This is a genomic window from Geothrix sp. PMB-07 (assembly GCF_030758935.1).
Taxonomy (GTDB): domain Bacteria; phylum Acidobacteriota; class Holophagae; order Holophagales; family Holophagaceae; genus Geothrix.
Genome location: NZ_CP132333.1, coordinates 4,085,005 through 4,106,550, shown reverse-complemented (window position 1 = coordinate 4,106,550; position 21,546 = coordinate 4,085,005). Strand labels below are relative to the sequence as shown.

Genomic DNA, 21,546 nt, shown 5'->3' with positions numbered 1-21,546 from the left:
AGAAGGCGAGGCAGGGCGAGGCCCGGCCGCGGATCTAGGCGCTCAGAGCCTCAGGCCCGGGGCGGCTCCTTCTCGGGTTCGATGTCGAGGCTGATCAGGTCGGCGCTTTGTTCCGCCAGGAAAGCGGGATCCGGCAGGGGATCCGCGGCGGGGGGCCGGGGCGTCTCGGGCACCGGCACCGTGCCGCAGCCATCGGCGCAGAGGATGTGGCAGATGGGGGCGCAGTCGTCTCCGGGGCCTTCGGCGCACTGATCGAGGCTGGTGGCGCCCAGATACACGGAAGCCAAACAGAGCAGGAGGATGGCGATCCAGCGCCTCATGGCTGGCCCATGGGGGCTTGGCCACGGGTTTCCTCGTGGAGGCAGAGGGCGTGAGTCTCCTCGCGGAGACAGAGGGCATGGTGCAGCAGCCGGGTCAGGCAGGGATCGACGATGCGGTAGTGGATGTGGGTGCCGTGGCGGCGGGTGGCGAGGATGCCCAGATCCACCAGCCGCCGCAGCTGGTTGGAGACGGCCTGGGGCTTCATGCCCACGGCCTCCGCCAGATCGCCCATGCAGGGATCGTCCAGCCGCACCAGCGCGTGGAGCAGCCGCAGCCGGGTACCCGAGGCCAGCACGTCGAAGAGGTCCGCCAGCTCCTTGGCCAGGGGCGCGTCCAGCAGCGGGCGCGCCTGGAGGGGTGCCTTGGGGGGGCAGGGTGTCGGGGTGGATGCGGCCATCGGGGGTATTATTACACGGGTGAGTGTAATTAGGTGAGAGTGGACGGAGAATGACCGGCCGCAGCCCGCTTGGCGGTCTGCCGGTCTTGCTCCCGGCCTTCCCCCGGAAGGCCTCCGCAAGCCCACTGTCGCCGGTTCGAGTCCTTTGGCTTGTCCCAGAATGAAAAAGCCCCCATTCGGGGGCCTTTTCATTCTGGGGCGGCTGACCGGACTCGAACCGGCGACACCTGGAATCACAATCCAGTACTCTAACCAACTGAGCTACAGCCGCCGTTGGACCACCCAGATTATCCTGGTCGGCCCAGGATGACCAGCGGGAACCTTCGGGGGACTGTGGTCATCGAACAGATACGCCGGGGATCCGGCCAAGTGAGGAGTTCCATGAATCGTCAGGTGAAACAGGTTCTGGGGTTGTCGGCCTTCGCGGCCGGGTGCATGGCTCTGGGCATGGGTCTCAGCCACGGTTGGGTGGTTTCGGCCCAGGAAGAAAAGCCCGTGGTGGTGGATGCGAAGGGGCTCGACCGCCTGCCGCCCATCGCCGATGTGGCCGAAAAGCTGAACCCCACGGTGGTGGCCATCACCAACACCAGCTTTGTGAAGAACCGCCGGGGGTTTGATCACCCATCTGTGGGCGGCCAGGATTTCTTCGATTTCTTCTTCGGCCCCGGCGGGCCCCAGCAGCGGCGCACGCCCCGGGGCGGGGATGACGAGCAGAAGGCGGCCTCTTCGGGCTCTGGCGTGATCATCTCGGCCTCGGGCGAGATCCTCACGAACCACCACGTCATCGCCAGCATGGGCGGCGACAACACGTTGGAAGTGAAGACCAGCGACGGGAAGACCTACAAGGCCACCGTGCTGGGCAAGGACAAGGAACTGGACATTGCGCTCATCAAGATCGATGCGGCCCACCTGCCCTTCGCCAAGCTGGGTGAGTCCGATTCCCTGCGCATCGGCGAGTGGGTGGTGGCCATCGGCAACCCCTTCGGTCTGGAACATACCGTCACCCAGGGCATCATCAGTGCCAAGGGCCGCAAGCTCGATCCGGGTGTCAGTTCCTTCCTGCAGACCGACGCCGCCATCAACCGCGGCAACTCGGGCGGTCCCCTGCTGAACCTGCGGGGCGAGGTGGTGGGCATCAACACCGCCATCAATCCCGCTGGCCAGAACATCGGCTTCGCGGTGCCCATCAGCATGGTGAACCGCATCCTGAAGGACCTGCGTAGCGGCAAGCCCGTCAGCCGCGGCTACCTGGGAATCACCCCCCAGGATCTGGACCAGGCCTATCAGGAAGCCTTGGGCAGCAAGCAGGGCGTGGTGGTCAGTGCGGTGGAGAAGGGCCAGGCCGCGGACAAGGCCGGCCTGCAGCGCCTGGATGTCATCAGCGCCGTGGATGGCCAGACCGTCAACAGCCCGGATGAACTGGTGGCCGCGGTTTCAGGCCGCCGCGCCGGCGAGACCATCAAGCTCACGGTCCAGCGGGACGGGAAGACCCTCACCCTGACGGCCACCCTGGGCGACCGCAAGGCCATCGAGGATCAGCGCCGCCGCGATGCGGGCGAAGAGCCCGAGGATGAACCGGCCCAGAAATCCCAGGGCGACCCGAAGACCGTCAATCTGGAGAAGACCTACGGCTTCACGGTTGAACTTGCAGATGCCAAGAACCGGCTCAAGGGTGTGGTGGTGACCACCGTGGATCCCCGTTCCCCGGCCGCGGACCGGGGCTTGGCGCCGGGCGTGATCATCACGGAAGTGGGCCGCCAGCCCGTGAACAACCTGGCGGAGTTCAATGCCCAGGTGAAGAAGGCCGGTGGGCGGCCCCTGCTGCTTTTCGTCCAGACGCCCAACGGGAGCCAGAAGGTCACGTTGGCCATTCCGCCCCGCTGAACCCAAGCTCGAGTGCACAAGATGTGAATGAAGGAAGCCCCGGGAATACCGGGGCTTCCTTCATTCCGCTAGACTTGGGGGTTCAACCCAGCCTAAGGACCAGCCATGGGCCAACGCCTTCTCCTTGTGGACAGCGACCGGAGCTTCCTCAAAGAGCACCAAGTCAGCCTGGAAGCGGCCTTCGACCTGGAGGTGGCCTCCTCCCCGGAGGGTGTGCTCTCCCGGTTGGAAAGTGGCGATTTCGCCGCCGTGTTCATTTGCGTGGAAGTGGCCGACAACAAGGGCTACGCGCTGTGCTCCTCCATTCGGAAGAACGCCAAGCTGGATGGCGTGAAGATCGTTCTCATCAGCGGCAAGGCCACCGAGGAGGAATACCGGCGGCACCAGAGCCTCAAGGGTCGCGCAGATGTCTACCTCCACAAACCCATTGCACCCAGCGCCCTGGTGGCGGCCCTGACGCCGCTGGTTCCGGGACGGACCCTGGACCCCGACAACCCCTTTGGCGAATTGGTGGATACGGAACTGGGCGATGACTGGCTGGACAGCCTGAAATCCAACCTGGATAACCAGGGCTCACCCTCCGCCCCCGTTTTCGGAGTGCGCCCCTCCTCCCCGGCCCAGACCACCCATCTGGATGCCCCTTCGGGAGACGTGCCGCCGGATTCCCGCCACATGAAGCTGCTGGAAGACCAGATCGCTTCGCTGCACGAAGAGATGCGCCTCAAGGATCAGCGCCTGGCGGCCACCGAGCAGCGCCTTCAGAAGGCCGAGGCCGAGGCCCAGCAGATCCAGCGTCAGCTGAATTCCGTCACCCTGAACCTGGATGAACTGGAGCGCAGCAACCGGGAATCGGAAGCGCTGAAAACCCGCTTGGCTGAAACGGAAGCCGCATTGAAGGCTCTGGAGGAAAGCCGCGGCCGGGAAGGGGAGAGCCTGGAAACCCTCAAGGCGCAGCTGAAGGAGGCCCTCACCGAGCGCACCGATTTGATCCTGCAGGTGGAGTCCCTCAACCATCAGGTGGGTGAGAAATCCCAGCGCGCCATTGAACTCCTCAAGGAGCGGGATCGTCTGCTGCGCGAAAACATGGACCTCGAACCCTTCCGGGCCAAGACCAAGGACTTGGAAGAGGCGCTGACGGCCAAAGCACGCGAGATGGCCGAGGCCCTTGCTGCCAAAGACCGTGACCGGGAGGCTGCCCTAAACCAGAAAGAGGAAGCCCTGGCCTCTCTCCGGAGGGAGCTGGAAAACGCCCAGAGTGCCCAGAACCAGCTGAATGCCACCCTCGAAGGCATGGTGCAGCAGCAGGCCAACCTGGAGGCCCTCCACCAGTCGACCCTCCTGGAGCTGACGAACCAGGTGGAGAAGGTCCATACCACCCAGATGGAACTGGCCGGGGTGGAAGCCACCATGCGCGGTCAAGGCCGGGATCTGGCGGAGCTGGGCCTGCGGCTGAAGCAGGTGGAAGCCGAACGGGATGCCAGCCGCACCGAGCTGACGGATCGTGAGCAAAAGCTGCTCGCCCAGCAGGAGATCATCCACCAGCACCAGGAGGAGATCACCCAGTTGTCCGCCCGGCTGAACACGGCGCACCTGGATCTCGACGCAGCCAAGATCCAGCATGATGGCGAACGGCTGGAATTGATGAGTGGCCTCGACCAGAAGGAGGCGGAGATCAACCGGCTCCACCGCGCCTTGGGGGATCAGCAGGATGCGCACGCCACCCTCGAGCGTGAAAAGCAGGCCGTTCATGGGCAGCTCTCCGAGCACAAGGATCGACTTCAGAACCTGGACAGCTTGCTTCAGGACATCCAGGACAAGCTGCGGCGCGGTTCGGATCTGGCCAGGGGCTGATCGCCGTGACCCTCGCTGCGGCCCTCGTCTGCGCCGCCCTCATCCTCCTCAGCGGTTTTTTCGTCATGGCGGAATTCGCCGCCGTGCGCGTGCGCATGACCCAACTGGAGGCCCTGGCGGATTCGGATTCGCGAGCCCACCGCGCCATGGAGGTGCACCGCGGGCTCTCCCACCACCTCTCGGCCATCCAAGCAGGCATCGTGCTTTGCGCCCTGGCCCTGGGTGCCGTGGGTGAGGAGCTGTTCAGCCACCCGTTCCGGGCCCTGTTCGGCCATCTGCCCTGGCCCCGCCTGGTGCTGCCCTTCAGTACTGGCCTGGCCCTGCTGGTGATGACCACCCTGCATGTGGTGCTGGCGGAGCTGGTGCCCCGCAGCCTCGCCATCCGCGCGGCCCTGCCCTGGGCCCTGCGCACGGCCACACCGCTGCTGGCCTGGTCGCGCCTGGTGCGGCCCCTCACCTGGGGGCTGACGAAACTGAGCCACCTGGTGCTGGGCGTATTCGGCGTGCGGCCCGACGCCGACGCCGAGGACCTGCTGCCTTCTGAAGCCGAGTTCCGCCGCATGCTGGAACGCAGCCAGGCGGAGGGCCACCTGGAGCTGGACCGCAAGGAACTCATCGAAAATGTCTTCGATTTCAGCCGCCGCATGGTGAAAGAGATCTCCGTGCCGCGGGCCCGCGTGGTCTGCTTTGACCTCACCCGCAGCCTGGCAGACAACCTGGCCCTGGCCCGTACCACGCCCCACACCCGCATTCCCCTGGTGGAAGGTGATCTTGATCGTGTCGTGGGTGTCATTCACATCAAGGAACTGCTCTGGGCCATGCAGGATCAAGACGGCGCCGTGGATCTGCGTAGCCTGGCCCGACCGGCCTTCTTCGTGCCGGAGATGAAGCCCATCCAGGGCCTGCTGCTGGAATTCCAGCAGCGCAAGCAGCATCTCGCGCTGGTGGTGAATGAGCACGGCGGCGTGGATGGGCTGGTGACGCTGGAGGATGTGCTCGAAGAACTGGTGGGCGAAATCCAGGATGAGTTCGACCGCGAGGCCATCCAATTGCGCCGCACCCGGGGCGGGGCCTGGCTGGCCCAGGGCAACGTGCTGCTAGAGCAACTGGAAGATCACCTGCAGCTGAACCTGGAAACCGAGGCGGGTTCCGTGAGCCTGGGTGGCTTCTTCCAGGAGCAGCTGGGCCGGGTGTTGCGCCCCGGCGACGAGTTGCGCTTGCAGGGCTGGCGCATCCGGGTGCTGTCCATGCGTGGGTTGGCCCCGAACCAGTTCCTGCTCAAGCCCCTGCCCCCAGAACCGGTGGAGCCCGATGCCTGAGCCGCTCGATGGCTTCCTGCTCGCGGCCGGGCTGGGCCTGCGCATGGGCCCCCTGAGCTGCTGCCTGCCCAAACCCGCCTGGACCCTGCGGGACCGGCCTTTGCTGCAGTGGGGCGCTGACGCCATGCGCCGCGCGGGACTCACCCGTCTGGGCTGCAATGCCCACCTTCACGTGGAGCGGCTCCGGGCCGTGGCCGAAGGCATCGAAGTCTGCGAGGAACCCCACCTGCTGGGCAGCGCTGGGGGCCTCCGCCACGCCTTGGGCCGCGTGGAAGCTGAGCTGCTTACGTGGAACGCCGATGTATGGGCCGAGACCGTGCCCTTTGACCGCCTGCGGGAAGCCCATCGCTCGGCCAGGGCCACCCTGAGCTGGCTGCTCATCCCCCACCCCGGGGGCCGCTGGAACCCCGTGTGGATGGATGAACGGAACCGGATCCTGCCCAAGGGCGTGGTGGGTCCCCAGGGGCCATTCCATTTTACCGGCGCCGCCGCCTGGTCGCCGGAGGCTCTGGCCTTGTTGCCCGAAGGCCCCAGCGAGGTGAATGAGGTCCTGCGCCCCCGGCTGGCAGGTACCCCCGGCGGGCACCTCGGCGTGGTGGTGGATCCCTTCGCCTGGCGGGAGGTGGGCACCCCCGAGGCCCTGATCGAAGCCGCCGCAGCGTTGGCCCCGCTGCAGGAGGGTCGACTGCCCGGCTGCTATGTGCATCCCGGTGCTCATCCCTCGGGCCGTCTCACTGCCTGCATCCTGGGTCCCGAGGCCGCGCCACCTCCGGCCCTGACCGATCATCACGCCCTTTGGTTCGAGGAGGGGGGCAGCCAGGTGCGCTTGGGCTTACCCTGAAACCATGGATGTTCGTCTGCAACGCGCCCTGGATCGCTGGCACCTGTCGGAGCCGAGGCCGCTCATGGGGGACGCCGGCGCACGTCAGTATGTGCGCGTGGCGCATCCGCAGGTGGGCACGGCCCTGGTGGTGCTGCACCCCCTGGACACAGCGGAGAAGATCGACGACAGCTATTTCGAGTTTCGCGCCCTGCAGGCCTATCTGGATCCGCTGCTGCGGGTGCCCACCATCCTGCAGAGCCATGATGAAGATCGCTGCTTGCTGGTGGAGGATCTCGGCGATACCACGCTGGAGCGGCGGCTGGTGGAGCATCCTGAAGAAGAGATGGATTGGGCTCAAAAGGCCGGATACCTTCTGGCCACTTTGGCAGGCCCCCTCACCCTGGGGGCGCCGGGCCACACCTTCTTTATGAGCCGGGCCTTCGATCAGGCCAAGTTCGAGTTCGAGTGGGACTACTGCCGTCAGAACTTCTTCGAGGATTTCCTCCAGAAGGAACCGCCGCGCTGGCTGGATCGCATGATGGAGGAGGTGCACGCCAGTCTGGAGACGCGCGCCCGGTTCTTCGTCCATCGCGATTTCCATGTGCGCAACCTCATGGTCCACGGTGACCGCCTGGTGGCCATCGATTTCCAGGATGCGCGGCGGGGCGCGGCCACTTACGATCTGGCCAGTCTGCTCTATGACGCCTATTGGGATTGGTCCCGGGAGGCGGGCCGCGCCCTCGTGGAGCCGCTGCAGCACGAACTGGGCTGGAGCCATGATGCCTTGGCAGAGGAGCTGAATCTCAGCGCCCTGCAGCGAAGCCTCAAGGCTCTGGGCACCTTCGGCCACCAGCTGGTGCACAAAAAAAAGGCGCACTTCGCTTCCGCGGTACCCCGTACCCTGCGCCACCTCCGCGGCCACTTCCAGCGCATGAACCACCAGGATGGCGTCCTGACCAGCGAGCACCTGCTGAGGCTCGCGGAGGACCGGTTGTTGAAGGGCTAAATCACCACAGGAGCGGGCATGCTGCGATCCGGTTTCCTTCCCATGGCCACGTTGACATTGACTCTGGTCCCGGGTGGCCTCCAGGCCCAGGCACCAAGCCAGCCCAATGAAATGCCGGCGGCCTTCAAGGTGGCCACGGACAGCTGGGACTACCTCCGCCGCGAAGAGATGATTCCCATGCGGGATGGGACTCGGCTGCGCACCATCATCCTGATTCCGAAGGGTGCCAAGGAGGCACCGATCCTCCTCACGCGCACGCCCTACAACGCCGCGGAGCTCACAGGTCACGCCCATAGCGCCCACCTGGAGCCCATCCTGCAGGGCTACGACAACGTCGCGGATCTCATCGTGGAGGGCGGTTACATCCGTGTGGTGCAGGACATTCGAGGGAAATACGGTTCCGAAGGCGAGTACGTCATGAACCGTCCCTTGCAGGGACCGCTGAACCCCAGCGCGGTGGATCACAGCACCGACACCTACGACACCATCGACTGGCTGGTGAAGCACCTGCCCGAAAGCAATGGCCGCGTGGGCATCCTGGGCATCTCGTACGACGGGTTCCTGCCCCTGATGGCCCTCGTGAATCCCCATCCCGCGCTGAAGGCGGCCGTGCCCATGAACCCCATGGTCGATGGCTGGCGCGGCGATGACTGGTTCCACAACGGTGCCTTCCGCGCCCAGAACCTGACCTACATCTACGAGCAGCAGGCCACCCGCGGCAACGACGCCAAGTGGTGGAGCAGCCACTACGACGACTACGACATGTTCCTGCAAGCGGGCTCCACGGGCGAATTGGCCCGCCGCCGGGGCATGGAGCAGCTGGGCTTCTGGCGGAAGGTCGCCGAGCATCCTGCCTACGACAGCTTCTGGCAGCAGCAGGCCATGGACCGGGTGCTGGCGGAGCGACCGCTGACCGTGCCCACCCTGCTGGTGCACAGCCTCTACGATGCGGAGGACATCTACGGGGCCATCGCCGTGTGGAAGGCCCTCAAACCCAAGGACAGTGGGAACCTGCTGCACCTGGCCATGGGGCCCTGGAATCACGGCGGTGAGATCGGGGATGGCAGCAGCCTGGGGCCGCTGAAATTCAGCCAGGACACTGGCCTGCAGTTCCGCCAGAACGTGCTGCGGGCTTTCCTGGAAGAACACCTGCGCGAGAAGGGGCCCAAGGCCGACCTGGCGCCGGTGACGGCCTTCGAAACCGGCACCAACGCGTGGCGCCGCTTGCCGGGCTGGCCTGTGGCTGGCGGGGGTACCGCCATCGCGGCCACGCCCTTCTACCTGGGCGCGGGCCTGAAGGTGAGGGTCACGCCGCCGAAGGCCGGGGAGGCTCCCTTCGAAGCCTACGTGTCGAATCCCGCCAAGCCCGTGCCCTTCAGAGCCCGCCCCATTCTGCCTGTGGGCTACGACGCCCTGCATACTTGGCCGCAGTGGCTCACGGATGATCAGCGCGAGGCCTCCGGCCGCACCGATGTCCTGGCCTTCATCTCCGAACCCCTGAGCGCGCCCTTGCGCATCAGCGGCGAGCCGGTGGCCAACCTTGTGGCTGCCACCAGCGGCACCGATGCCGATTGGGTGGTGAAGGTGATCGATGTCTATCCGGATGAAGTGGCCGCGCAGCCGGCCATGGGTGGGTTCCAGCTCATGGTTTCCGCGGACATCTTCCGGGGCCGCTACCGGGAGAGCCTCGACGCGCCGAAGGCGCTCAAAGCCGATGCACCCCTGGTCTACCGCTTCGCCCTGCCCACGGCCAACCATGTCTTCCTGCCGGGCCACCGCGTGATGGTGCAGATCCAGTCCAGCTGGTTCCCCCTCTACGACCGCAATCCCCAGACCTTCGTCCCCAACATCTTTTTTGCGAAACCCGAGGATTACCGCCCCGCCACTCAGCGCATCTATCACGCCCCCGGCCAGGCCAGCTTCGTGGAACTGCCGGTGGTGAAGTGAGCCAGCCCCTCTCGGATCTGAACCGCCTGCTCCGTACCTTGGATCCAGTGCTGCACGAAGGGGTCTATGTGTTCGTCTCCGTGCCGGATGGCTCCCATTGGGAAGGGCTCGCACCGCTGGCCACCTTCCGTGAGGATGAGGGCCTCACCCTGGTGCTGAAGGAGGCGGTGGCTCAGACCCACAGGTTGCCCATCCTCTTCCGGGCGGCCTGGATCACCCTGAAGGTCCACTCGGATCTTGAGGCCGTGGGCCTCACCGCGGCCTTCTCGCAGGCCCTCGCCAAGGCCCGCATCAGCTGCAATGTCATGGCCGGGGCTCATCACGACCACCTCTTCGTACCGGTGGACGAGGGCCCGCGCGCCCTGGCCGTGCTGAGGGAGCTGCAATCGGGGGCGCAGGGCTAGTCAGGGCCTGCCTTCAACATGGATGCGAGCCCCGACGGCGCTCGGTGGGGCGCATCTGTCAGTCGAGATGGAGCCATCTCAAGGTGTGATCGATAAAGTTACCTCCTCTTTGCGAAGCGGAGGTGGGGCGCCCCAGCCTTCCCGTTGATGATCAGGGCTTGGAAGTCCACTGGCCGACGGTGATCGGTCCAGGCGCTACCCCCAAACCCTCCCCCACCCCCCCATCGGCGACCTCTCATGGCCGCCAGGAGAAGGACCATGAACCGCGCAAGCATCTTCCCCGGACGGGGAGGCTCTGTCTCCCTGTTGACGCTTTTGATCCTTGGCAGCCCTGTCATTGCGGCAGAAGCAGCTGGTCACGATGGCACGCTGCGCGGGAGGGTGGAAACTGCTGGAGGGCGCGCGGTCGCCGGTGCGGCGGTGTCCCTCAAGCCCGGCAACACGTCGACTGTGACGGACCGGGATGGGCATTTCGTGGCAAGGGAACTGCCTCCGGGCACCTACACCGTGGAAGTGCTCTACATGGGGTTGGAACCCTACCGGATCAAAGTGCAGATCGAGGCTGGTCGAACAGAGACCCTGAACGTCAAGCTGCAGGAGACTCCGGGCATGGTTGTGGAGGTGTCCGATTCCCGAGTGACAGGCGAAGTGGAGGCTCTGAACCAGGCCAAGAACTCGATGGAGATCATCAACGTTTTGCCGGCCGAAGTGATCAAGAGCCTTCCCAACGCCAATGTCGCCGATGCGATTGGCCGCCTGCCCAGCGTCTCGCTGGAGCGGGACGAGGGCGAAGGCAAGTACGTTCAGGTTCGTGGACTAGAGCCCCGCTTCACCAGCGTTTCCATCAATGGCACCCGTATCCCTTCCGCCGAATCCGGTGTGCGGCAGATCAAGCTGGATGGCTTTCCGTCAGACCTGCTGGGCAGCATCGAACTGCACAAGACGGTGTCGGCCGATCTGGAAGGCGATGCCATCGGCGGTGCGGTGAACTTGGTGACCAAGAACGCCCCCGATGGCGGGATGAGCAGCATCGGGTACGAAGCCGGACGCAATGCCCAAGCTGGGGGCCGGTACAACACCCAGGTGGAAGGGACCTTCGCCCAGCGCTACCTGGCCAACAACGCGTTGGGTGTGGTCTTTGGAGCGACTTACGACCGCAATGGCCGCACCATTGAAGACATCGAGCCCACGCCGGAAATCGTCACCCTGCCTGGCGGCACTTCTGCCACCGTGTTCACCTCCAACAACGAGCAGCTGTACCGCTACGACCGCAAGCGCTTTGGTGCAGCAGGCGGACTTGATTATCGCCTGGATGACAACTCTTCGATCTACCTCAAGGCTTTCTACTCCAAGTTCAAGAACTTCGGCGACAAGTGGGTGACCACGGTGACCGCCGGGGACTTCCTCACGCCCACCACCACGGATGTGAACGGCAGCTACAAAGGCACCGTGGGCAACCGCCGTCCCATCGAGGAAACCTACTCCATCACGGCTGGCGGGAAGCATGACCTGGGCAGCGCCATCCTGGACTACAGCCTCTCCTTTTCACATGCCTCGAAGGATGTGGTTGGCCAGATGCAGGGCAGCTACAGCGGGCCCAAGGCCGGGTTCCAGGTGGATTCCAGCAATGGCAACTACCCCACGCTGACGCCCCTGGGGAGCGTTGCCTTCCAGAATCCCGCTCTGTGGGTTGTCAGCAAATTCAAGACCACCGATGAGGCGAGCGCCACCCGTTCCACCTCTTTCGAAGCCAATGCCCTGTTTCCCTACGAGGGCGGCCTGCTCAAGGCGGGATTGAAATTCCGGGATGAAGATAAGAACAGTTCCAGTGATGACCATGGGTTTGCGGCGGCCAAGGGCAAGCCTGGCCTCACCCTCGACCGGGCGCTGGATACCTACTCGGATTCCGGTTTCTACGGCGGCCACTACCAGCTGGGGCCTTTGGGTGCGCTGTACACCATTGCGGATTTCTTCCGCGCCAACCCGGCCTCCTTCACCAGAAACCCCGCTGCTGACCGCATCGGCAACGACCAGAACACCTGGGACGCCAAGGAGAAAGTGGCCGCGGTCTACGTCAAGAACACCAGCCAGGTGGATTCTGCGCAGCTGGAGTACGGCCTGCGCCTTGAGCGCACCAGCACCACCTTCACCGCGAACAAGATCAACCTGACCACGGGTGGGACCTGGCAGTCCACTGAGCCTGTGGACGGATCCAGGGATTATTCCAACCTCTTGCCCAGCGTGTCCTGGCGGTACGAGATTGACAAGGACACCATCCTTCGGGCGGTCTACGGCTGGGCGATTGGGCGCCCCGACTACGGCCAGCTCGTGCCATCTCTCAAGGTCAACACCGATGTCGCCATCAAGGAAGTCGATGCGGGCAACCCGAACCTGAAGGCGACCAAGGGCATCAACTACGACATCATCTTCGAGCGTTACCTGCCCTCGGTTGGCATCCTCTCGGCGGGTGTGTTCTACAAGGACCTCAGCGATCCCATCTACGCAGGATCCTCCACTAAGATCGTGGGCGGTCTTTACGATGGTTACAAGCAGGTGCAGCCCATCAACGGCCCCAAGGCGAACATCTACGGCTTTGAGGTGGCCTGGAAACAGCATCTGGGCTTCCTGCCCGGGGCCTGGAGCGGGCTGGGCATCGACACGAACTACACCCACACCAGCTCCAAAGCGACCTTCGATGCGAGCACTGGTCGCACCGGCACCGCGGCCCTTCAGCGCACCGCCCCGGACACTGCTAATTTTGGCATCACCTACGATTGGAGTGGATTCTCCTTCCGTTTGGCCGCCACCTACAACTCCGCGATGATCTTCACGTACAACTATCAGGACGGCGCAGACGGCGGGTTGAACGGCCCCAACGGCGACACCTACCTCTACCCGCACACGCAGATCGATGCTCAGGCCAGCTACACCTTCAAGAACGGCCTCAAGGTGGTTCTCAGCGGCCTCAACCTCAACAACGAAGTGTTCGGGTTCTACAACGGCAGTCCCCAGTGGAACATCCAGCGCGAGTTCTACAGCCGCACCTTCTCGGTGGGCGTGAAGAAGACCTGGTAGACCACATCCGGTGATTTCGAGGGAGATTCCATGATCAAGCGACTTGCTCTTTTACTCTCATTGGCCTGCTTCGCCGGGAGTCTTTCGGCTACGGATATTCCCGTCAAGAAGCCAGCAGCCGCTCCGGCTCCGAAGGTCAAGGTGGCTCTCTGGGGGGACTCCCGCGAGAACCTGGACCAGGCCACAGAGCAGATCGCGTCAGTGTTGCTCAGCGACATCACTGACTGGGATGTGCAGGTGCATAGCGGAGATTTCACGCACCGGGGCGGTGAGAAGGATTGGCAGCGCACCCTCCAGGTCAAGGGCATCGACAAACTCTTCGTGAAGGGCCGCTTCCTGCTGAGCACCAGCAACCACGACTGCGATGAAAACCAGACGCCCGAGTGCCGAGCTGTCTATGACAAGTACACAAAGGACGTGCTGCCCACGAACTCGCTGAACCACACCACGCATTTTTATGCATGGGACAAGGGGAATGTTCATATCGTCTTCTGCGATGGCTTCTTCACCGATGCCGCCACCATGCAGACCTGGCTGGATGGCTACCTGAAGACCGTGCCCAAGGGTGATTGGCTCATTGGCGTCTGGCACGATCCGGCCTATGGCATCACCTACAAGGAGAACTACCTGGCCACCTGCGGCCCTTGGTTGAAGGCCCTTCACGAGCATGGGGCCAAGTTCGTCATGAACGGCCATGCCCATGTCTACGTTCGCACCAAGCCCATGCTTCCGGATGGCACCCTCGACGCCAAGTCCGGCATCGTACACCTCATCAATGGCACCGGCGGGGCCAGCTGGAAAGATCCCATAGCCCCCGATGCGAAAATTGCATTTACGCCGACCGTGCGATCCTTTCCATGCATTACCTTCCTGACGTTTGAAGGCGACACTGCCACCCTTCAGACTGTGGATGCGCGACCCGGATCCAAGCTGAAAGTCATCGACGAATTCAAGTGGACGAAGTAATCCGACCCTCGAGGAGAGCCCCATGCAACGCCCGTGGATCCTGTGTCTGACCCTGCTGACTGCAGCAACCTTGCTTCACGCCCAAGCCAAGCTGCCCAGTTTCGTCTCGACCACCCCAATCGGCGGCTCCGGCGGATGGGACTACATCGCCGTGAACCCCGAGAACCATCACCTGTATGTCTCCCATGCAACCCAGATGCATGTGGTGGATCCCAGCACCCACACCGTCGTCACGACCATCGCCAACACGCCTGGCATCCACGGCACCGCCTTTGCCCCTGAATTGTCCCGGGCCTTCCTCACCTGTGGCGGCGACAACACGGTGCTGGTCGTCGATACGAAGAGCTTCAAGCGTGTGGCCACCCTCAAGGCCACGGGGAAGAAGCCAGACGCCGCGCTCTACGAGCCCACCACCAAGCGGGTGTTCATCATGAACAATGGCGGAGACAACATCACAGCCTTCGACGCGGCCACGCTGAAAACGGTGGGGAGTATTGCGCTCGGAGGAGCCCCGGAATTCGCCCAGGCGGATGGCCAAGGGCGGGTGTTCGTGAACCTGGAAGATAAGAACGCCGTGGCGGTCATCGATGCCGCCACGCTCAAGGTGGTGGCGGAGTGGCCGCTGGCGCCCCATGCCACGCCCACTGGCATGGCCATCGATGTCGAACACCAGCGCCTCTTCGTGGGCTGCCGCAGCAAGCAGCTGGTGGTGCTCGATGCCGCATCGGGCAAGCTGCTGGCGGCCCTGCCCATCGGGGCTGGTGTGGATGCCTGCGCCTTTGACCCGGGAACGCAGCGTGTCTTTGCTTCCTGCAAGGATGGAACCGTGGCGGTGATCGAAGCGGCGGTTCCGGACACCTACCGGGTGGCGGGAATTCTAAAGACGGAACCGGGATCCAAGACCATGGCCCTCGACCCGAGCAACCACAGGATCTTCGTTCCCGCCGCCGGAGCCAAGGGCACCCCGGGCGATCCCAAGGCCGGATTCCAGGTCTTGATGTACGAGTAGTCCAGGGGCAAACCAAAGGGCCTCATGGTTCATCCCACGGGGCCCTTGTCAGCCCAACAGCTCCTCCACGAAGGCCGGCACCAGTTCAGTGGCCTTGCCGATGCGGCGTTCGAGGAAGGCGCTGGCCGCGAGGCTGGGTTCAAGGTTCAGTTCCAGCGTACGGGCCCTGGGGCCCACGGCCTCCACAAAGCCCGCGGCGGGGTAGACGTGGCCGCTGGTGCCGATGGCCAGGAAGAGGTCGCAGCGGTCCAGGGCCTGGTAGATGCGGTCCATCTCCAGGGGCATCTCGCCGAACCAGACGATGTGTGGCCGGACTGGGCCATGTCCACAGATTGGACATGGGCTGTCGCGATCCATGTCGCCAGGCCACACCATGTCAGCCCGACAGGCCAGGCACTGGGCCTTCAGCAGCTCGCCGTGCATGTGCAGCAGGTTTCGGGAACCGGCGCGGTCATGGAGGTCGTCGACATTTTGCGTGACCAGGAGGAAGTCGCCGCTCCACGCCTGTTCGAGCCGGGCCAGGGCCAGGTGGGCAGCATTGGGCTGCACGGTGGCGAGGCTGCGGCGACGTTCGTTGTAGAAGCGGTAGACCAGATCGGGGTTCCGCTGGAAAGCCTGGGGCGTGGCCACATCCTCCACGCGATGGTTCTCCCAGAGGCCATCGGCGGCCCGGAAGGTACGCAGCCCGCTCTCCGCGGAAATGCCCGCGCCGGTGAGAATGACGACCCTGGCATTTAGGGCGGAGGTCATGAGGGGCCCTACTTCCGCTGTCCCAGGTCCAGTGCCTTGCCATCCACGGGACCGGGCTTCAGCCCGAGCTCCCGGGCTAGAGTGGGCGCCAGGTCCACGGTGCGCACGGGTTCGCGGCGTTCACCGCCCTTCCAGGGCCCCCAGAAGATCAGGGGAACACGGCGGTCGTAGCCATTCGGGGTGCCGTGGTTGCTGAGGTAATCGGCGGGAGGGGTGCCGATGACCACGTAGGGCTTCACAGCCACCAGGATGTCGCCGCTGCGCTCGGGGTGGAAGCTGCGGCGCAGCAGTACCCGGAGGCTGGTGTCGCGGGGGCTGCCCGTGGCCGCGGGATCGGTGGCCTTCAATTCCTCGGCCGTGAAGGCATCCGCCACTTCGGGCCGGGCCTTCAGCCAAGCCAGAGCCTGCCGGATGACCTCGCCGCGATCCAGGTTCGCGGCCTTCACCACGGCCTCGTCCAGGTACAGGTCGTTGGGCTCTGGCGTGTTCAGCAGCAGGTCATGATCAATCTTGAAGGTGGTGCGCAGGTCGGCCTGGAAGGCGGACATGAAGGGTTCGATGGCCAGACGCCGGGCTGGAAAACCCTGGTCGGCCAGGGCCTCGGGGGCATCGATGCCGCCATGATCGGCACAGAGCACCACCCAGGCGTCGGGGTGCTGCTGATGCAGGCGATCCAGGAGGCGGCCCAGGGTGCGGTCGAGACGGTGCATCTGGTCGCGCATCTCGGTGCCCATGTTGCCGTAGTTGTGTCCGATGTAATCCGTGGCTGAGAAGCTGATGGCCAGCAGGTCGGTGCTGGGGCCATGCCCCAGGCGCTCACCCTCGAGCAGGGCTTCGGCGGCTTCCAGGGTGACCGTGTCAAGGAAGGGTGAGCGACGGAAGCGGGTCTCGAAGCCCTTGTCCTGGGGCATGCCCGCTCCCTGAATGAGGCGGGGCAAGGCGCCGTTGCGCACGGTGGTGCCGTTGAAGGTCCACTGGGCGGTGCGGCCCTCGGGTGTGGTGGGATCCTTCACCCACAGCCAGCTGTTCGTGGCGAGACGAGCTGAAAGGTCCTGATCGTACTGGACCAGCCACTCCGGCAGCCTTGCACCGTAGGCCGTGGAGCTGGTGAAGCCGGGGGCGCCGGTGAACCAGAAGGCCGCGGTGGGCTTGCGCCCCGCCATCAGGATGGCCGCTCGGTCCTTGCCCGAAACAGAGAAGACCCGGCTGCCTGGCACCTGGGCCTGAAGCCAGTCTCCCAAGGCCTCGCCGAGAAAGCGGACGCTGGAGGAGCTGGCCTGGCCAGGCGCATGCAGCGCCGTGGCCGAGGGGTCTTCCACACAGTAGACGAGACGCCCGGCGGCACGATCGATCCAGCGGTTTTCCACGATGCCGGTGTTCGCGGGGAAACGCCCTGAGAGCAGCACGGAATGGCCTGGGCCGGTCTCGGTGAAGCCGTGATCGTGATAGGCCTCGGTGAAGAAGACACCTTCTTTCCGCAGCCGGGCCAGCCCCCCCGTCAGTTCGGGGCCATAGGTCTGCATGAGCTCCGCGGAAAATTGATCCACGGAAATGACCACCACCAGCTTGGGGCGCTTGGCGGGTGAAGGCGCGGCCACGAGGGCCGAAGTTAGGAGCAGAGGGACGAGCGCCGAGTACCGCATCAGAAGGTCACGCCGGCACCGAAGGTCCACATGCGTTCGAATTCCTGGCCGCTGCCCTGGGCGGTGAAATAGGTGGCCAGATCCGCCACACTGTTGAGCTTCACGGGCCGGTCCTTGGTGACGGGCTGCTGATAGCTGGCCACCACGTAGGGATGCACGATCACCGAGGGGATGCGCCACCGGGCGCCTACCCGCAACCAGGTGCGGCTGAGGTCCTTCGCGCTGGAGGCTCCGGCGGTATCCACGGTGTAGCGCTGGAAGCGCTGGATGAGGCCGATTTCGCCAGCAATGCCCACGAAGGGCACCCATACCTGGGCGTTCACATCCAAGCCCGCCCCCTGTTGTTTGAGGGTGGTGCCTTGGGAGCCGCTGCCTTTGGCCAGGCTCCCGTCTGCCGTGAATTGGGAGTATTCCACGCCGCCTTCGAGCTTCAGGAGGGGGCCGAACTGGAAGAACTGGCGGTTGGCCGTGGCGATGAAGCCCTTGCCGGTGTCGAAGGTGCCCCCCACCAGCTGGCCGCTGCCGCTGAGCAGGGTCTGGGGCAGGCTCTGACCGGTTGGGCGGGGCAGCTCCAGACGCAGGTCCCATTGGGCGCAGAGGGGCAGGCTGAGCAGGCAGAGGGGAAGGTAGGCAAGACGCATGAAGGCTCCAGCGGAACCTTCGATCATACCCGCTGCATGGAAACAGGCTGGAGCCCCAGCGCTACTTCCAGGAGATGGCGCAACCCCGGCTGGGGTGCTGGGGGCTGGGGATGGGTTTTCCGCCGAGCATGGCCTCCGTCGCCACCTCGAGATCCCTCGTCTTGACCTTGGATGGATCCACGCCTCCGTCATCGAGCCGACCCCGGTAGACCAGCTTCCCGGAGGCGTTGAAGAGGAAGAAATCCGGAGTGCACACCGCCCCGAAGGCTCGGGCGGTGGTTTGGGGTTCGTCCTTGAGGTAGGTGAAGGTGAACCCCTGCTGCTTGGCCTGGGCCTGCATGGCGGCCATGGATTCCTTGCCGTGGTCGTAGATGTCATCGGCGTCGATGCCGATCACGGCCACCCGACCCGCGTACTTGGCGGCGTAGGCCTGGATGCGGCCCTGAGTGCCCCGCACGAAGGGACATTCGGTGCTGAGGAAGACCACCATGAGGGGCTTGGACGAAACGGGGCCATGCACCTTGCCGTCGGTGCCGGGGAGGCTGAAGGAAGGACATGGATCGCCCAGCTTCAACCCGGCTGGGGCCTCGGCCACCAGGGCGGAGGTGAAGAACAGCACTGGCAGGAAACGCTTCATCGGGACCTCCATTTGATGCTGCATCCCATGCTGGGATGCTGGGGATCCAGGGGATCGTGACCAGCCAGGGCACCCTCAATGGCCTCCTTCAATTCCCGACGGGTGACGCGGGCGGCATCTTTCCAGTTGTCATCGAGGCGGCCCCGGTAGACCAGGCGGCGGTGGGAGTCGTAGAGGAAGTAGTCCGGGGTGCAGACGGCGCCCATGGCGCGGGCCACGGTCTGTTCCTCGTCCCAGAGGTAGGGGAAGGCGTAGCCCTTCTCCCGGGCCCGGGCCCGCATGGCCTCAAAGCTGTCGTCGGGATGGGTCACTGCATCATTGGAGTTGATGCCCACCACGGCGCAGTGGCCCGCATAGGCCTTGGCCAGGTCGTTGAGGCGGTCGTCGATGGCCTGCACGTAGGGGCAGTGGTTGCACATGACGACCACCAGCAGGGTGGGTGTGTGAAAGTCATGGAGCGACCACAACCGACCATCGACACCGGGCAGGGTGAAGTCGGGGCAGGGCGTGCCAAGGGGAACCATGGTGGATTCCGTGAGCGCCATGGAGACCTCCGGGAAGTGCCCCCAGCATACGCCGGGGAATCGTGCCCGTTGTCACGAAGAAGCCCCGGCGGACCGGGGCTTCTCAACGGGTTGGTGACAGCTGGATTACTTCAACTGCTGCCAGAGGAAGGTGAAGGCCAGGGCGTTCATCTGGGCGCTCTGGGCGTTGTTGGCGGCGCCGCCGTGGCCACCCTCGATGTTCTCGAAGTAGCGCACGTTGAAGCCGAGATCCTTCATCTTGGCCATCATCTTGCGCGCGTGGCCGGGATGCACCCGGTCATCGCGGGTGGAGGTCATGAAGAGCGTCGGAGGATACGTCTCCGTGGCCTTCACGTTCTGGTAGGGGGAGAAGGTCTGGATGTAGGCCCATTCCTCGGCCTTGTCGGGATCGCCGTACTCGGCCATCCAGGAGGCGCCCGCCAGCAGGTGGGAGTAGCGCTTCATGTCCAGCAGGGGCACCTGGCACACCACGGCGCCGAAGAGCTTGGGATAGAGCGTGATCATGTTGCCCATGAGCAGGCCGCCGTTGCTGCCGCCCTGGGTGCCCAGGTGCTTGGGCGTGGTGACCTTGCGGGCGATGAGATCTTCGGCCACGGCGGCGAAATCCTCGTAAGCCCGGTGGCGCTTCTCCTTCAGGGCCGCCTGATGCCAGCGGGGGCCGTACTCGCCGCCGCCGCGGATGTTGGCCACCACGTAGACGCCGCCCTGGCTGAGCCAGGCGCGTCCGATACCCGCGCTGTAGCCGGGGGTGAGGGACACCTCGAAACCGCCGTAGCCGTAGAGCAGGGTTGGGTTGGCGCCGTCGAGCTTGAGGCCTTTCTTGGCCACCTGGAAGTAGGGCACCTTGGTGCCGTCCTTGCTGGTGGCGAAGTGCTGGGTCACCTCGAGGCCGGTGGCGTCGAAGAAGGCGGGCAGCTCCTTGAGCTTGGTGGGCGCCTGCCCGATGGTGCCGTGCAGCAGCGTGGTGGGCGTCAGGTAGCCGCTGGTGGTCATGAAGTAGTCGTCGCTCTCGTCCTCATCCACGGCGCCCATGGAAACGGTGGCGTAGCCGGGTGCGCCGGGCAGGGCCTGGCGGGACCAGCCATCCTTGCCGGGGGTGAGCACCGTGAGGGTGTTCTTCACGTCCTCGAGCACATTGAGGATCAGGTGGTGGCGGGTCCAGCTGGAGCCCGCGAGAGAGGTTCGCGGTGTGGGCTCGAAGAGCACCGTGAGGTCGCGCTTGCCCTTCATGTAGTCATCAAACTTGGCCACCAGCAGCGAACCGGCGGCATAGGTCTTCCCGTTCACAGTCCAGGCTGAGCGGGGTTCGATCATCAGCCATTCGCGGTGCGGCTGGGCATTGGCATCCTCGGGCACGTCCACTTTCTGCAGCTTGCCGTCCTTGGTGCGCAGGAAGAGCTCGCCCTTGTAGAAGGCCGGAGTGCGGTAGACGAAGTGGCGCTCGAAGCCCTTGGTGTCGTCGTAGTAGGCGTTGACGGACATGTCCGTGGTCTTGGCCTCGTAGATCAGTTCGGCGGCGGACACGGGGGTGCCGCGCTTCCAGAGCTTGACGATGCGCGGATAGCCGGAGGTGGTCATGGAGCCGGGGCCGAAATCCGTGGAGACGTAGACACTGTCCTTGTCGATCCAGGACAGGCTGCCCTTGGATTCGGGCAGCTCGAAGCCGCCCTTCACGAAGGCGCGGGTGTCGAGGTCGAATTCGCGCACCACGCCCGCATCAGCACCGCCGCGGGAGAGGTTCACCAGCACATGGCGCCAGCCACCGGCCTTGAGGATCTGGGCGCCGTGCCAGACCCAGTTCTCTTTCTCAGCCTTGTTCAGGGCATCCAGATCGAGGATGACATCCCACTTGGGCTGGGGTTTGCGGTACTCCTCCAGCGTGGTGCGCCGCCACACGCCCTGGGGATTCTTCTCGTCCCGCCAGAAGTTGTAGTAGTAGGGGCCCGTCTTGTTGATGAAGGCGATGCGCTCCTTCGAGTCCATGATCTTCAGCAGGTCGGCCTTCAGTGCGGCGAAACCGGGGGCCTCGGCCAGCTCCTTGCTGGATTCGGCGTTGCGCGCCTTGACCCAGTCCAGGGCCTTGTCACCGGTGACCTCCTCCAGCCACAGATAGGGATCTTCGGGTGCGGGAGCGGGTTTGGGCTCCTGGGCCGCAAGGGAACCGGCCATGCAGAAGCCGAGTGCGAGGGTGATCCAGAGGTGTTTCATAGGCGCTCCGTGGCGACCGGTTGGGAAAGACAGGCTGCGCTGCTGCGCGAGCGCTCCCAGCATAGCGGTCGCCTGCGGATTCGGGCCTCGTGGTTTGAGGGCGGGATCCAACCCGCCGTC

Annotated in this window: 18 protein-coding genes and 1 tRNA gene; 10 read left to right on the top strand and 9 right to left on the bottom strand. The window is 64.7% G+C overall.

Annotated elements, in window-relative coordinates; all coding sequences use genetic code 11:
* Positions 1-50: 50 nt before the first annotated feature.
* The 3 genes from Q9293_RS18000 to Q9293_RS17990 all read right to left on the bottom strand — a co-directional run bounded on the left by Q9293_RS18000 (position 51) and on the right by Q9293_RS17990 (position 989).
* A complete protein-coding gene (locus tag Q9293_RS18000; protein ID WP_306248904.1) occupies positions 51-320 on the bottom strand; it encodes a hypothetical protein in 270 nt (89 codons plus the stop codon).
* The gene (locus Q9293_RS17995; RefSeq protein WP_306248902.1) at positions 317-718 is read right to left on the bottom strand and encodes a metalloregulator ArsR/SmtB family transcription factor; all 402 of its coding nucleotides are present in this window, start codon (positions 716-718) and stop codon (positions 317-319) included. The genes Q9293_RS18000 and Q9293_RS17995 overlap by 4 nt, the downstream gene beginning before the upstream one ends.
* 194 nt (positions 719-912) lie before the next feature.
* Positions 913-989, bottom strand: a tRNA-His gene (locus tag Q9293_RS17990).
* Positions 990-1,099: 110 nt separating this feature from the next.
* Here Q9293_RS17990 and Q9293_RS17985 point away from each other — a divergent pair.
* From Q9293_RS17985 to Q9293_RS17940, 10 genes are all read left to right on the top strand, one after another.
* Positions 1,100-2,602, top strand: a complete 1,503-nt coding sequence (locus Q9293_RS17985) for a trypsin-like peptidase domain-containing protein (RefSeq protein WP_306248900.1) — start codon at positions 1,100-1,102, stop codon at positions 2,600-2,602.
* Between the two features lie 105 nt (positions 2,603-2,707).
* Entirely contained in the window at positions 2,708-4,453 is a 1,746-nt protein-coding gene (locus Q9293_RS17980; RefSeq protein ID WP_306248898.1) for a response regulator, read from the top strand.
* A 5-nt stretch (positions 4,454-4,458) separates the two neighbouring features.
* Complete coding sequence (locus tag Q9293_RS17975; RefSeq protein ID WP_306248896.1) at positions 4,459-5,772, top strand: hemolysin family protein; 1,314 nt, start codon at positions 4,459-4,461, stop codon at positions 5,770-5,772.
* Positions 5,765-6,613: an NTP transferase domain-containing protein gene (locus Q9293_RS17970; protein ID WP_306248894.1), complete on the top strand. Its 849-nt coding sequence runs from the start codon at positions 5,765-5,767 to the stop codon at positions 6,611-6,613. Before Q9293_RS17975 ends, Q9293_RS17970 begins: the two co-directional genes overlap by 8 nt.
* Positions 6,614-6,617: 4 nt before the next feature.
* Complete coding sequence (locus Q9293_RS17965) at positions 6,618-7,601, top strand: phosphotransferase (protein ID WP_306248892.1); 984 nt, start codon at positions 6,618-6,620, stop codon at positions 7,599-7,601.
* Between the two features lie 18 nt (positions 7,602-7,619).
* A complete protein-coding gene (locus Q9293_RS17960; RefSeq protein WP_306248890.1) occupies positions 7,620-9,548 on the top strand; it encodes a CocE/NonD family hydrolase in 1,929 nt (642 codons plus the stop codon).
* On the top strand, positions 9,545-9,952 hold the full coding sequence (locus tag Q9293_RS17955) for an ACT domain-containing protein (RefSeq protein WP_306248888.1): 408 nt from the start codon (positions 9,545-9,547) through the stop codon (positions 9,950-9,952). Before Q9293_RS17960 ends, Q9293_RS17955 begins: the two co-directional genes overlap by 4 nt.
* 258 nt (positions 9,953-10,210) lie before the next feature.
* Positions 10,211-13,027: a TonB-dependent receptor gene (locus Q9293_RS17950; protein WP_306248886.1), complete on the top strand. Its 2,817-nt coding sequence runs from the start codon at positions 10,211-10,213 to the stop codon at positions 13,025-13,027.
* A gap of 30 nt (positions 13,028-13,057) precedes the next feature.
* Entirely contained in the window at positions 13,058-13,993 is a 936-nt protein-coding gene (locus tag Q9293_RS17945) for a metallophosphoesterase (RefSeq protein ID WP_306248885.1), read from the top strand.
* Positions 13,994-14,015: 22 nt separating this feature from the next.
* The gene (locus tag Q9293_RS17940) at positions 14,016-15,002 is read left to right on the top strand and encodes a YncE family protein (RefSeq protein WP_306248883.1); all 987 of its coding nucleotides are present in this window, start codon (positions 14,016-14,018) and stop codon (positions 15,000-15,002) included.
* 48 nt (positions 15,003-15,050) lie between these two features.
* Here Q9293_RS17940 and cobB read toward each other — a convergent pair whose 3' ends face one another.
* The 6 genes from cobB to Q9293_RS17910 all read right to left on the bottom strand — a co-directional run bounded on the left by cobB (position 15,051) and on the right by Q9293_RS17910 (position 21,426).
* Positions 15,051-15,752: a Sir2 family NAD+-dependent deacetylase gene (gene cobB, locus Q9293_RS17935; RefSeq protein ID WP_306248880.1), complete on the bottom strand. Its 702-nt coding sequence runs from the start codon at positions 15,750-15,752 to the stop codon at positions 15,051-15,053.
* Between the two features lie 8 nt (positions 15,753-15,760).
* Positions 15,761-17,395 carry an alkaline phosphatase family protein gene (locus Q9293_RS17930; protein ID WP_306248878.1) on the bottom strand — a complete coding sequence of 545 codons (1,635 nt, stop codon included), beginning with the start codon at positions 17,393-17,395 and terminating at the stop codon, positions 15,761-15,763.
* Positions 17,395-18,036, bottom strand: a complete 642-nt coding sequence (locus Q9293_RS17925) for a hypothetical protein (RefSeq protein WP_306248876.1) — start codon at positions 18,034-18,036, stop codon at positions 17,395-17,397. Before Q9293_RS17925 ends, Q9293_RS17930 begins: the two co-directional genes overlap by 1 nt.
* A 61-nt stretch (positions 18,037-18,097) precedes the next feature.
* Positions 18,098-18,673 carry a thioredoxin family protein gene (locus Q9293_RS17920; protein ID WP_306248874.1) on the bottom strand — a complete coding sequence of 192 codons (576 nt, stop codon included), beginning with the start codon at positions 18,671-18,673 and terminating at the stop codon, positions 18,098-18,100.
* On the bottom strand, positions 18,670-19,218 hold the full coding sequence (locus tag Q9293_RS17915; RefSeq protein WP_306248873.1) for a thioredoxin family protein: 549 nt from the start codon (positions 19,216-19,218) through the stop codon (positions 18,670-18,672). The genes Q9293_RS17920 and Q9293_RS17915 overlap by 4 nt, the downstream gene beginning before the upstream one ends.
* A gap of 105 nt (positions 19,219-19,323) precedes the next feature.
* Positions 19,324-21,426 (bottom strand): prolyl oligopeptidase family protein, encoded by a 2,103-nt coding sequence (locus Q9293_RS17910; protein ID WP_306248871.1) that lies wholly within the window; start codon positions 21,424-21,426, stop codon positions 19,324-19,326.
* Positions 21,427-21,546 lie beyond the last annotated feature (120 nt).

What these genes read in the sequence shown, in the direction of transcription:
- Q9293_RS18000 (WP_306248904.1), bottom strand. Translation starts at nt 320, where the DNA reads ATGAGGCGCTGGATCGCCATCCTCCTGCTCTGTTTGGCTTCCGTGTAT.
- Q9293_RS17995 (WP_306248902.1), bottom strand. Translation starts at nt 718, where the DNA reads ATGGCCGCATCCACCCCGACACCCTGCCCCCCCAAGGCACCCCTCCAG.
- Q9293_RS17985 (WP_306248900.1), top strand. Translation starts at nt 1,100, where the DNA reads ATGAATCGTCAGGTGAAACAGGTTCTGGGGTTGTCGGCCTTCGCGGCC.
- Q9293_RS17980 (WP_306248898.1), top strand. Translation starts at nt 2,708, where the DNA reads ATGGGCCAACGCCTTCTCCTTGTGGACAGCGACCGGAGCTTCCTCAAA.
- Q9293_RS17970 (WP_306248894.1), top strand. Translation starts at nt 5,765, where the DNA reads ATGCCTGAGCCGCTCGATGGCTTCCTGCTCGCGGCCGGGCTGGGCCTG.
- Q9293_RS17965 (WP_306248892.1), top strand. Translation starts at nt 6,618, where the DNA reads ATGGATGTTCGTCTGCAACGCGCCCTGGATCGCTGGCACCTGTCGGAG.
- Q9293_RS17960 (WP_306248890.1), top strand. Translation starts at nt 7,620, where the DNA reads ATGCTGCGATCCGGTTTCCTTCCCATGGCCACGTTGACATTGACTCTG.
- Q9293_RS17950 (WP_306248886.1), top strand. Translation starts at nt 10,211, where the DNA reads ATGAACCGCGCAAGCATCTTCCCCGGACGGGGAGGCTCTGTCTCCCTG.
- Q9293_RS17945 (WP_306248885.1), top strand. Translation starts at nt 13,058, where the DNA reads ATGATCAAGCGACTTGCTCTTTTACTCTCATTGGCCTGCTTCGCCGGG.
- Q9293_RS17940 (WP_306248883.1), top strand. Translation starts at nt 14,016, where the DNA reads ATGCAACGCCCGTGGATCCTGTGTCTGACCCTGCTGACTGCAGCAACC.
- cobB (WP_306248880.1), bottom strand. Translation starts at nt 15,752, where the DNA reads ATGACCTCCGCCCTAAATGCCAGGGTCGTCATTCTCACCGGCGCGGGC.
- Q9293_RS17930 (WP_306248878.1), bottom strand. Translation starts at nt 17,395, where the DNA reads ATGCGGTACTCGGCGCTCGTCCCTCTGCTCCTAACTTCGGCCCTCGTG.
- Q9293_RS17925 (WP_306248876.1), bottom strand. Translation starts at nt 18,036, where the DNA reads ATGCGTCTTGCCTACCTTCCCCTCTGCCTGCTCAGCCTGCCCCTCTGC.
- Q9293_RS17920 (WP_306248874.1), bottom strand. Translation starts at nt 18,673, where the DNA reads ATGAAGCGTTTCCTGCCAGTGCTGTTCTTCACCTCCGCCCTGGTGGCC.
- Q9293_RS17915 (WP_306248873.1), bottom strand. Translation starts at nt 19,218, where the DNA reads ATGGCGCTCACGGAATCCACCATGGTTCCCCTTGGCACGCCCTGCCCC.
- Q9293_RS17910 (WP_306248871.1), bottom strand. Translation starts at nt 21,426, where the DNA reads ATGAAACACCTCTGGATCACCCTCGCACTCGGCTTCTGCATGGCCGGT.